General features: G+C 67.5%; 10 protein-coding genes. 7 read left to right on the forward strand and 3 right to left on the reverse strand.

The genetic code is table 11. From position 1 onward, the window contains the following. Positions 1-262: 262 nt before the first annotated feature. The 7 genes from A9X00_RS25745 to A9X00_RS30305 all read left to right on the forward strand — a co-directional run bounded on the left by A9X00_RS25745 (position 263) and on the right by A9X00_RS30305 (position 8,133). Positions 263-1,588 (forward strand): CdaR family transcriptional regulator, encoded by a 1,326-nt coding sequence (locus A9X00_RS25745; protein WP_067160036.1) that lies wholly within the window; start codon positions 263-265, stop codon positions 1,586-1,588. Between the two features lie 140 nt (positions 1,589-1,728). Then, entirely contained in the window at positions 1,729-2,637 is a 909-nt protein-coding gene (locus A9X00_RS25750) for an ACP S-malonyltransferase (RefSeq protein ID WP_067160039.1), read from the forward strand. Between the two features lie 82 nt (positions 2,638-2,719). Continuing rightward, entirely contained in the window at positions 2,720-3,067 is a 348-nt protein-coding gene (gene acpM, locus A9X00_RS25755) for a meromycolate extension acyl carrier protein AcpM (RefSeq protein ID WP_067005874.1), read from the forward strand. After that, complete coding sequence (kasA, locus tag A9X00_RS25760; RefSeq protein WP_067160042.1) at positions 3,064-4,314, forward strand: 3-oxoacyl-ACP synthase KasA; 1,251 nt, start codon at positions 3,064-3,066, stop codon at positions 4,312-4,314. The genes acpM and kasA overlap by 4 nt, the downstream gene beginning before the upstream one ends. A gap of 81 nt (positions 4,315-4,395) precedes the next feature. Next, the gene (kasB, locus tag A9X00_RS25765) at positions 4,396-5,649 is read left to right on the forward strand and encodes a 3-oxoacyl-ACP synthase KasB (RefSeq protein WP_067160044.1); all 1,254 of its coding nucleotides are present in this window, start codon (positions 4,396-4,398) and stop codon (positions 5,647-5,649) included. A gap of 44 nt (positions 5,650-5,693) precedes the next feature. Next, positions 5,694-7,115, forward strand: a complete 1,422-nt coding sequence (locus tag A9X00_RS25770; RefSeq protein WP_067160047.1) for an acyl-CoA carboxylase subunit beta — start codon at positions 5,694-5,696, stop codon at positions 7,113-7,115. A gap of 130 nt (positions 7,116-7,245) precedes the next feature. Beyond that, positions 7,246-8,133 carry a hypothetical protein gene (locus tag A9X00_RS30305; RefSeq protein WP_082975518.1) on the forward strand — a complete coding sequence of 296 codons (888 nt, stop codon included), beginning with the start codon at positions 7,246-7,248 and terminating at the stop codon, positions 8,131-8,133. 74 nt (positions 8,134-8,207) lie between these two features. Here the strand turns inward: A9X00_RS30305 and A9X00_RS25775 are convergent, their stop codons facing one another. The 3 genes from A9X00_RS25775 to A9X00_RS25785 form a co-directional block, all read right to left on the reverse strand. Beyond that, entirely contained in the window at positions 8,208-8,951 is a 744-nt protein-coding gene (locus A9X00_RS25775) for an SGNH/GDSL hydrolase family protein (RefSeq protein WP_067160050.1), read from the reverse strand. Next, on the reverse strand, positions 8,948-10,558 hold the full coding sequence (locus tag A9X00_RS25780; RefSeq protein ID WP_067160053.1) for an FAD-dependent monooxygenase: 1,611 nt from the start codon (positions 10,556-10,558) through the stop codon (positions 8,948-8,950). Before A9X00_RS25780 ends, A9X00_RS25775 begins: the two co-directional genes overlap by 4 nt. Before the next feature lie 77 nt (positions 10,559-10,635). After that, a complete protein-coding gene (locus A9X00_RS25785) occupies positions 10,636-11,265 on the reverse strand; it encodes a TetR/AcrR family transcriptional regulator (RefSeq protein ID WP_067160056.1) in 630 nt (209 codons plus the stop codon). Positions 11,266-11,297: the final 32 nt, after the last annotated feature.

The raw sequence follows: 11,297 nt of genomic DNA on the forward strand, positions 1-11,297 counted from the left end.
AGGATCCCTACCTGCCGCCCTACTACCACCCCGGCCCCGACGCCCCGGAGATCCGCTACCTGCTCGACCGGCGCCGCCCGCTGGGCGGGAAGGCCGTCTAGGGTCAGGCGACGCCGGGGTCCGACGTCTGCTCGGGGGCGGCCATCACGTCGTCGATGCGGTACTGGCGGCCCGCCGCCCGCTCGGCGCATCACCGCCGCACGCTCGGCCGACGCGCCCCGCCTTTGGCGAATACTTCCAAAAAAAGGCGTAGGTTTTAGGGGTGAATGACAACCCCTTCGCCGGCCCGTTCGCCAAGCACCCGCGTTCACCGCTCGAGCTGCTGGACACGGTCCCGGAGTCGTTGCTACGCCGGCTGAAGCAGTACTCCGGCCGGCTGGCCACCGAGGCGGTGTCGGTCATGGGCGATCGGTTGCCGTTCTTCGCCGACCTGGAGGCCTCGCAGCGGGCCAGTGTGGCCCTGGTGGTGCAGACGGCGATCAACAACTTCGTCGAGTGGATGCAGGACCCGCACAGCGACGTCAGCTACACCGCGCAGGCCTTCGAATTGGTGCCCCAGGACCTCGCCCGCCGCATCGCGCTGCGCGACAGCGTCGACCTGGCCCGCGTCACCACCGAGTTCTTCGAGGAGGTCGTGCCCCTGGTGGCGCGCTCCGAGGAGCAGCTCACCGCCCTGACGGTCGGCATCCTGAAGTACAGCCGCGACCTGGCGTTCACCGCCGCCTCGTCCTACGCGAACGCGGCCGAGGCGCGCGGCACCTGGGACAGCCGGATGGAGGCCAGCGTCGTCGACGCCGTCGTCCGCGGCGACACCGGCCCGGAGCTGCTGTCCCGCGCCGCGGCACTGAACTGGGACACCACCGCCCCGGCGACGGTCGTGGTGGGGATCCCGGCACCGGATCGTGACGGCTCGAACGGCGACGGCGGCACCCGGCGGGCCAGCCAGAGCGTCCGCGACATCGCCGGGCATCACGGCCGGGCGGCGCTCACCGACGTGCACGGCACCTGGCTGGTGGCGATCGTGTCCGGCCAACTATCGCTAACCGACAAATTCCTGGGCGACCTGCTGAACGCGTTGTCGGACGGCCCGGTGGTGATCGGGCCGACGGCGCCCATGCTGACCGCGGCCTACCACAGCGCCAGCGAGGCGATCTCCGGGATGAACGCCGTCGCCGGCTGGCGGGGGGCGCCGCGGCCCGTGCTGGCCCGTGAACTGCTGCCCGAACGCGCCCTGATGGGCGACGCGTCGGCGATCGTGGCGTTGCACACCGACGTGATGGGGCCGCTGGCCGAGGCGGGACCAACGCTGATCGAGACGCTCGACGCGTACTTAGATTGTGGCGGCGCGATTGAGGCTTGTGCCAGAAAGTTGTTCGTTCATCCAAACACGGTGCGCTACCGGCTCAAGCGGATCACCGACTTCACCGGGCGTGATCCCACCCAGCCGCGCGATGCATACGTGCTGCGTGTGGCCTCGACGGTGGGCCAGCTGAACTACCCCGCGCAGCCGTCCAGCATCGACAACAACGTCCTGGCGCCGGTCCCGCTGCCGGTCAGGAGCGGTGCAGCAGGCACGGCCGAGCGATAGTGATCCAGGCAACAGATCGCGGGGCGGTATCAAAACCGTAGCTTACGGGGCGATTTTGTAGGGTGCCCACAAAAACCTAAGACGAGGTTCATAATCTGGTACACCCGCCAAAACCGTTTCCACAGTGTTCTCTTAAACACGTGATTGCATTGCTTGCGCCCGGACAGGGTTCGCAAACGGAGGGGATGCTGTCGCCGTGGTTGGAGTTGCCAGGCGCCGCGGACCAGCTGGCCCTGTGGTCAAAGGCCAGCCGCCTGGACCTGGTTCGGCTCGGGACCACCGCATCGACCGAGGAGATCACCGACACCGCGGTCGCCCAGCCCCTGATCGTCGCGGCCACGCTGCTCGCGCACCAGGAGCTGACCAGGCGCGACCTGCTCGTCGGTGAAGAATTCATCGTCGCCGGCCACTCCGTCGGGGAAATCGCGGCCTACGCCATCGCCGGCGTGCTGGCCGCCGACGACGCCGTCGCGCTGGCCGCCACCCGCGGCGCCGAAATGGCCAAGGCCTGCGCCCTCGAGCCCACCGGCATGTCCGCGGTGCTCGGCGGGGACGAGGCCGAGGTGCTGAGCCGCCTCGAGGAGCTCGAGCTGTTCCCCGCCAACCGCAACGCGCCCGGGCAGATCGTCGCCGCGGGCCCGCTTGCCGCGCTGGAGAAGCTCGCCGGGGACCCGCCGGCCAAGGCGCGCGTTCGCGCCCTCGGTGTCGCCGGGGCGTTCCACACCAAGTACATGGCTCCGGCCCTGGACGGTTACGCCGCCGCGGCGGCCGCCGTCGACACCGCCGAGCCCACCGCCACGCTGCTGTCGAACCGGGACGGAAAGCCCGTCGCGTCGGCGGCGGCAGCGATGGACACGCTCGTCGCGCAGTTGACCCAGCCGGTGCGCTGGGACCTGTGCACCGAGACGATGCGTGCGCACGAGATCGCGGCGATCGTGGAGTTCCCCCCGGCGGGGACGCTCACCGGCATCGCCAAGCGCGAACTTCGGGGGGTTACGGCCCGTGCCGTCAAGTCACCCGCAGATCTGGACGAGTTGGCAAGCCTGTAAGACCGCCGGCTTATCGCCAGGAAATAAAAAACTGCAAACGTGAATCCGATTTGCACACAACACATTACGAAGGGAATAGGCCGTGGCCGTCACTCAGGAAGAAATTATCGCCGGTATCGCCGAGATCATCGAAGAGGTAACCGGTATCGAGCCCTCCGAGGTCACCCCGGAGAAGTCGTTCGTCGACGACCTGGACATCGACTCGCTGTCGATGGTCGAGATCGCGGTGCAGACCGAGGACAAGTACGGCGTGAAGATCCCCGACGAGGACCTCGCCGGCCTGCGCACCGTCGGTGACGTCGTCGCCTACATCCAGAAGCTCGAGGAAGAGGACCCCGAGGCCGCCGCCGCGCTGCGCGCCAAGATCGAGTCCGAGAACCCCGAGGCCGTTGCCAACGTCAAGGCGAGGCTGGAAGCGGACAGCAAGTGACCAAGCCTTCCACTGCTAATGGCGGTTACCCCAGCGTTGTGGTAACCGCCGTCACGGCGACGACATCGATCGCGCCGGACATCGAGAGCACGTGGAAGGGTTTGTTGGCCGGCGAGAGCGGCATCCACGTACTCGAAGACGAGTTCGTCAGCAAGTGGGACCTGCCCGTCAAGATCGGTGGACACCTCAAGGAGCCCGTCGATAACCACATGGGCAGGCTCGACATGCGCCGCATGTCCTACGTCCAGCGGATGAGCAAGCTGCTGTCCGGTCAGCTCTGGGAGAGCGCCGGCAGCCCCGATGTCGACCCCGACCGGTTCTCCGTCGTGGTCGGCACGGGCCTGGGTGGCGCCGAGCGGATCGTCGAGAGCTATGACCTGATGAACGAGGGCGGCCCCCGCAAGGTGTCGCCGCTCGCCGTTCAGATGATCATGCCCAACGGCGCCGCGGCCACCGTCGGCCTGCAGCTCGGGGCCCGCGCCGGCGTGATGACCCCGGTCTCGGCGTGTTCGTCGGGTTCGGAGGCCATCGCCCACGCGTGGCGCCAGATCGTCATGGGGGATGCCGACGTCGCCGTCGCCGGTGGCGTCGAGGGGCCCATCGAGGCGCTGCCCATCGCGGCGTTCTCGATGATGCGGGCCATGTCGACCCGCAACGACGAGCCGGAGCGTGCCTCCCGTCCGTTCGACAAGGACCGGGACGGCTTCGTGTTCGGCGAGGCCGGGGCGCTCATGCTCATCGAGACGGAGGAGCACGCCAAGGCACGCGGCGCCAAGCCGCTGGCCAGGCTGCTGGGTGCCGGTATCACCTCGGACGCCTTCCACATGGTGGCGCCCGCCGCGGACGGTGTTCGTGCCGGTCGTGCGATGACGCGGTCGTTGGAGCTGGCGGGCTTGTCCGCCAAGGACATTGACCACGTGAACGCGCACGGGACGGCGACACCGATCGGCGACGCTGCGGAGGCCAACGCGCTGCGTGTCGCCGGTTGCGAGCACGCCGCGGTGTATGCGCCAAAGTCGGCGCTGGGCCACTCGATCGGCGCGGTAGGCGCGCTGGAATCCGTTTTGACGGTATTGACCCTTCGGGACGGCGTCATACCGCCCACGTTGAACTACGAAACCCCGGATCCCGAGATCGACCTTGATGTGGTTGCAGGCGAACCTCGCTACGGCGAATTCCGTTACGCGATTAACAACTCGTTCGGCTTCGGCGGTCACAACGTGGCGCTCGCGTTTGGGCGCTACTGAGGCAGGACGTCCGGCGACGATGCGGGCCGAAGGGGACCCGCAACGGAGCCGGACAACAGGAAAGGAACGTTCGCTAAAGCCATGACGGAGCTGGTTACGGGGAAAGCACTCCCCAATGTAGTGGTTACCGGCGTTGCCATGACGACCGCACTCGCAACTGACGCGGAGAACACGTGGAAGCTGTTGTTGGACAGCCAAAGCGGCATCCGCACCCTCGACGACCCGTTCGTCGAGGAGTTCGACCTGCCGGTCCGCATCGGTGGGCACCTGTTGGAGGAGTTCGACACGCAGCTCACGCGCGTCGAGCTGCGTCGGATGGGCTACCTGCAGAAGATGTCCACCGTTTTGAGCCGGCGCCTGTGGGAGAACGCCGGCAACCCGGAGTTCGACACCAACCGGTTGGCGGTGTCCATCGGCACCGGGCTGGGCTCGGCCGAAGAGCTCGTCTTCAGCTACGACGACATGCGCGCCCGCGGCATGAAGGCGGTCTCGCCACTGGCCGTGCAGAAGTACATGCCCAACGGCGCCGCCGCGGCGGTGGGGCTGGAACGGCACGCCAAAGCCGGTGTGATGACGCCGATCTCGGCGTGCGCGTCCGGTTCGGAGGGCATCGCCCGGGCGTGGCAGCAGATCGTGCTCGGTGAGGCCGACGCAGCGATCTGTGGTGGCGTGGAGACCCGCATCGAGGCGGTGCCCATCGCCGGGTTCGCCCAGATGCGCATCGTGATGTCGACCAACAACGACGACCCCGCCGGTGCGTGTCGCCCGTTCGACAAGGACCGCGACGGCTTCGTGTTCGGCGAGGCCGGGGCGCTCATGTTGATCGAGACCGAGGAGAGCGCCAAAGCTCGTGGCGCCAACATCCTGGCCCGGATCATGGGGGCGAGCATCACTTCGGACGGCTTCCACATGGTGGCGCCGGATCCCAACGGCGAGCGCGCCGGGCACGCGATGACGCGGGCAATCCAGCTCGCGGACCTCACGCCCGGCGACATCGACCACGTCAACGCCCACGCCACCGGCACCCAGGTCGGCGACCTGGCCGAGGGCCGCGCCATCAACAACGCGCTCAAGGGAAACAAGCCGGCGGTGTACGCGCCCAAGTCAGCGCTCGGCCACTCGGTGGGTGCGGTCGGCGCGGTGGAGTCGATCCTGACCGTGCTCGCGTTGCGGGATCAGGTGGTCCCGCCCACACTGAACCTCGTCAACCTCGATCCGGAGATCGATTTGGACGTGGTGGCGGGCAAGCCGCGGCCGGGCGACTACAAGTACGCGATCAACAACTCGTTCGGATTCGGCGGTCACAACGTGGCGATCGCTTTCGGGCGGTACTAACCCCGCCCTATAGCCCGGGCACACTCGGAAACAGGAGACCCGCGATGACAATCATGGCCCCCTCGTCGGTTGGTGAGTCGCTCGACCCCCGGGACCCGTTGCTGCGCCTGAGCAATTTCTTCGACGACGGCAGCGTGGAACTCCTGCACGAGCGTGACCGCTCGGGCGTGCTGGCCGCGGCGGGGACCGTGAATGGCCTGCGCACCATCGCGTTCTGCACCGACGGCACCGTGATGGGCGGCGCGATGGGCATCGAGGGATGCACCCACATCGTCAACGCCTACGACACCGCCATCGAGGAGCAGAGCCCGATCGTGGGCATCTGGCACTCCGGTGGCGCCCGGCTGGCCGAGGGGGTCCGGGCGCTGCACGCGGTCGGGCTGGTGTTCGAGGCCATGATCCGCGCGTCGGGCTACATTCCGCAGGTCTCGGTCGTCGTCGGCTTCGCCGCCGGCGGCGCCGCCTACGGGCCGGCGTTGACGGACGTCGTCGTGATGGCGCCCGAAAGCCGAGTGTTCGTCACCGGACCCGACGTGGTGCGCAGCGTCACCGGCGAGGACGTCGACATGGCGTCGCTCGGCGGTCCGGAGACCCACCACAAGAAGTCCGGGGTGTGCCACATCGTCGCCGACGACGAGCTCGACGCCTACGAGCGGGGCCGCCGGCTGGTCGGATTGTTCTGCCAGCAGGGGCATTTCGACCGCAGCAAGGCCGAGGCCGGTGACACCGATATCCACGCGTTGCTGCCCGAGTCGGCGCGGCGGGCCTACGACGTGCATCCGATCGTGACGGCGCTGCTCGATTCGGACTCGCCGTTCGACGAGTTCCAGGCCAACTGGGCGCCGTCGATGGTGGTCGGGCTGGGCCGGCTGGCCGGCCGGACCGTCGGCGTGCTGGCCAACAACCCGCTGCGCCTCGGCGGCTGCCTGAACTCCGAAAGCGCCGAGAAGGCAGCGCGTTTCGTGCGGCTGTGCGACGCGTTCGGGATCCCGCTGATCGTCGTCGTCGACGTGCCCGGCTACCTGCCGGGTGTCGACCAGGAGTGGGGTGGCGTGGTGCGCCGCGGCGCCAAGCTGCTGCACGCGTTCGGTGAGGCCACCGTCCCCCGGGTCACGCTGGTCACCCGAAAGACCTACGGCGGGGCCTACATTGCGATGAATTCCCGCTCGTTGAACGCGACCAAGGTGTTCGCCTGGCCGGACGCCGAGGTCGCCGTGATGGGCGCCAAGGCGGCCGTCGGCATCCTGCACAAGAAGAAGCTGGCCGCCGCGGCCGACCACGAGCGCGAAGCGCTGCACGACGAATTGGCCGCCGAGCACGAGCGGATCGCCGGCGGGGTGGACAGCGCCATCGAGATCGGTGTGGTCGACGAGAAGATCGACCCCGCGCACACCCGCAGCAAGATCACCGAGGCGCTGGCGCAGGCACCGGCGCGCCGCGGTCGCCACAAGAACATCCCGCTGTAGCTCGCCTTTTTACCGCGAGCAGACGCAGAATCGCACTCGCGCGCGCTGCGCAGTGCGATTCTGCGTCTGCTCGGCCGTCTATCCCCAGCGGTGACTCGCCAATACTGCGTGCTCCTCGCATGCTCTGGCGGTGCATGCTGGAGCGCTCGCAGTCCTGCAGCAGGCTGGCGGGTTCGCCACTACCGCACAGTTGCTGACGGTAATGACCCGGCAGCAGCTCGATGTCCAAGTTCGAAATGGCGGCCTCAAACGCGTCTGGTATGGCGTTTACGCCGCTGAGGTGCCGGATCTTTCAGGTCGCCTGACCGCGTTGGACATGTTTATGGGGCAGCAGGCCGTTGTGTGCATGAGCACAGCCGCCGCCCTGTACGGCTTCGACACGGAAAACGCGACCGCAATCCACATACTCGATCCTGGCGTACGAATGCGTCCCACAGTCGGCCTGATGGTTCACCAACGCACTGGCGCCCCATTGCAACGGATAGCAGGGCGTCTCGCGACCAGACCTGCCTGGACGGCTGTCGAAGTCGCGAGGCAATTGCCACGACCTCGGGCGATCGCAACACTTGACGCCGCATTGCGTTCGATGCGTTGCAGCCGTGCAGAACTCGAACGCGCGGTTGCCGAGCAGCGGGGCCGTCGCGGGATAGTGGCCGTGCGGGAACTTCTTCCATTCGCCGACGGACGTGCGGAATCCGCGATGGAAAGCGAGGCGCGACTCGTCATGATCGACCACGGGCTCCCCCTTCCAGAACTTCAATACCCAATTCGTGGTCGCGACGGTGAATTGTGGCGAGTCGATTTTGCATGGCCAGAGATGCGCCTAGCGGCTGAATACGAAAGCATCGAGTGGCATGCGGGGTGCAGCGAGATGCTCCGAGACAAAGCAAGATCCGCCAGCATCCAGGAACTAGGGTGGACGATCATTCCTATCGTCGTCCACGATGTAAGACGCGAACCCGAGCGACTTGCCAGGCGCATCACCACCCATTTGGACCGTGCACGCAAAGCCGGCTAACGCTGGCGAGCAGACGCAGAATCGCATAGGACACCGTCGCGCAGTGCGATTCTGCTGCTGCTCGCGGGGGTATCTCAGGAGTCCAGGAACCGCTGGACCGCCTCGGTGAGGATGCGCCCCCCGTCGGTGTTGAGATGAATGCCGTCGATGTGGAATTCCCAGCCGTTGCGCCGAGCGATCTCGTCAAAGCTTTGGCGCAGCACCATTTCCCGCCACAGGTAGTCACGGTAGAGCGACGCGAAGGAGAACCGGGTGAACGGCTTGGTCGTCGCCGCCCCGGTGAGGCGCTCCTGAAATGCTTCGTAAAACGGGATGTAGTCCGTGGACTCCCGCGCGGCGGCTTCGCGGATAATGCCGTTGTAGGTACCGAACAGGTCGTTGAGCCGCGCCTGCACCGGATGGCGCGATTCGGGCGCCTCCCCCACCGGGGCAAGGGAACTCAGCGCGATCCTGGCATGGGTCTCCCGTTGCAGCCGGCGCGCGATGGCGGCCAGGTTCTCGTCGAACCGCTCCGGTGTCGGCTCGTCGCGGATCCCCTTGGTGATCCGAACGAATCGCCGGAAGTTGGGAAAGACGCTCGCCATGATGTCGTTGCTCCCGATCAGCACGATCACCCGGTCCGGCCGGCAGGCGATCACCCCGTCGAGGCGCCCGACGGCGTTGCCCGACAGATCCCCACCAACGCCGAAGTTGACGAAGCGAAACCGGTTGTTACGGGGCCGCTTTTCCAGCTCGTCGATCCATTTGTAGGTTCCCCTCGACGCGGTGGTACTCGACCCCAGGCAGGCCACCGTTTCGGAACGCGTCGGGTCGGTCATGGCTCGCGGCCGAGGATGCGACACAGCACCCGGCCGAGCTCGTCGCCCGGTGAGCGCGGGAGATCGTCGGCGCGCCAGGCGACGAAGTCGTCGGGCCGCACCAACAACGCCCCGTCGGGCGCGAGTCCTGCGACGGCGGACCACGAGCCGTCGACGTCGACCGCGGTGCCGATGCGCCGCACGGTGATTGGTACGCCGGCGGCCTTCGACGCGCAGGCGGCGGCATCCGACCATGCCGCGTCCTCGTCCCCGGTGAGCAGCGTGAAGCCAGGCCCGAGCAGGTCGAGGGTGGAGACCCGCTTACCGCGGTCGACGACCCAGGCGTGCGGGACGCGGGTGCCGGGCTGCCCACGCAATTGGTCGACCAGCGACATGGCGTCGGCATCCACCGGCGCGGGCGCATCGGAAACCACTGCGCCCGAGCGGTATTGGTAGCCGATGAGCACGTCGAACATCGACGCCTCCTCGTCGGGCGGCAACGTAGGTCGGTCGTCGTCCAACCGCAGGAAGGCCAGCGACGGCCCGGTGAGCGACTGGCGCGCGTTGAACCGCCCGACGGGGTGCCGCTCGGCATGGTAGGTATCCAACAAGCCCGGGCCGGCGGTCCCGTTCAAGACCGCGGCCAGCTTCCAGGCCAGGTTATGCGCGCTCTGGATGGCGGTGTTGGCTCCGCCGGCCTTGAACGGCGGCATGGTGTGGGCCGAGTCGCCGACGAGAAAGACTCGGCCGCAGCGGAATTGGTCGGCCACCCGCTCGTAGGGCTGCCACGCCGCGACGTCGATGACTTCCACGTCGATCGGCTCGCCGATCGCTTTCGTCAGCATCTCGCGGCACCGCTGCGCGGTGAACTGTTCGGCGGATTCGCCGCGGGCGGGAAAGTAGGTGTTGATGAACATTCCGAAGTCGTCGCGCACCGGCAGAAAGATGCCCTCGACGTCCGGGTTTTTCACTTGGATGCCGTCGCCCGGACCGAGGTCGCGGGCGAATTTTCGCCACGGCGCCCGAAAGTAGACGAACACGACATAGATCGGCAGTGCCCCGTAGCCGGACGTGCTCACGCCCAGCGCGTCGCGGATCGGGCTGTGCACGCCGTCGGCGGCGACGAGATAGTCGGCGCGCACCACCTCGGTCGCGCCCGACTCGCGATCGCGGATGACCGCGGTGACGCCGCTAGCGTCCTGGTCGAACGAGCCCAACTCCGTGTTGTAGCGCGCCTCGCTGCCGTTCCGGCGGATGTGGGTGAGCAGCATCGGTTCGAAGGCGCTCTGCGGGCAGTACTGGCCGCCGGGCTCCGGGCTCAAATCCTCGAACGGCGCGAAGATCGCGTTGACGTCGAGCGCCCGACGCTGTTCGGTGCTGTTGAGCGTCGGCCTGGTCAGCATGTCGGAAACGCCGTGGGCGATCGCGTGGACCTCGTCGGCCAATCCAAGACCGCGCAGGATCTCCAGGCTCCGGAAGCTCAGGTTGCGCGCCTTCGGATAGATGAACACCTCACCGCGCTTTTCGACCACCAGCGAGCGAACACCGTGTTTGGCGAGCAACGCGGAGGTGGCCAGGCCGGCGGCTCCGGCACCGACGATCAGGACCGGGACATGCTTCGTGTTCATCGCCGTCTCCCCTCTAGACGGAACTATTCAGTTCCGTGTGACTCCAATGTGGCACGGCGCGGCGGAATGCGCAACAACTACGGCGCCAGCCCCCCGGCCATCGGCAAGATCACGTCTTCGAGCATGCGCCGGACATAGACCCGGTCGAGTGGACGGCCGGTGATCACCCGCAGCACGTTGAGGCCCAGCGCGACATCGGGGATCAGGCTGAGGTCGCGGTCGGGCGGGATTTCCCCGCGAGCCACCGCATGGTCGAGTATCGCGCGGACCACCTGCCGCGGGGTGGAGAGCACCAGGTCGTCCAGGGCGGCCGCCAGGACGGGGTTGTGCATAGCTGCCGTCGCCACCCCGACAACCACCCGAATCATGTGCGTGTCAGCGTCATTCAGGTCGGGAGTGGCAGCGACCAGCGCGTCGATATCACCGCGAAGGCTGCCGGTGTTGGGCGGTTCGACGGGTCCCAGTCGCCGCCTCCAGTGCGCGATCGCGTCGGCGACGACCACCTCCTTCGACGGCCAGCGACGGTAGATCGCCGCCTTGCCGACGCCGGCGCGCGACGCGACGTCGTCCATGCTCAACCGGTCATAGCCGACTTCGGCGACGCCCGCCAGGGTCGCGTCGAGGATGGCCGCGTCCAGCGATCGATCCAGCCGTCCCGGACTGCGGGTCCGGCTCGACGCGCTCGCCTGGCCGCTTTCGCGCTTCACAAGCTCCTAACGATACTGACTAGTTCCGCTTA

The organism is Mycobacterium sp. 1245805.9 (assembly GCF_001672915.1).
Classification (GTDB): domain Bacteria; phylum Actinomycetota; class Actinomycetes; order Mycobacteriales; family Mycobacteriaceae; genus Mycobacterium.

Bases quoted from the DNA above. Each gene is read 5' to 3' on its own strand.
- kasB (WP_067160044.1), top strand. From the start codon at position 4,396: ATGACGGAGCTGGTTACGGGGAAAGCACTCCCCAATGTAGTGGTTACC.
- A9X00_RS25770 (WP_067160047.1), top strand. From the start codon at position 5,694: ATGACAATCATGGCCCCCTCGTCGGTTGGTGAGTCGCTCGACCCCCGG.
- A9X00_RS25775 (WP_067160050.1), bottom strand. From the start codon at position 8,951: ATGACCGACCCGACGCGTTCCGAAACGGTGGCCTGCCTGGGGTCGAGT.
- A9X00_RS25780 (WP_067160053.1), bottom strand. From the start codon at position 10,558: ATGAACACGAAGCATGTCCCGGTCCTGATCGTCGGTGCCGGAGCCGCC.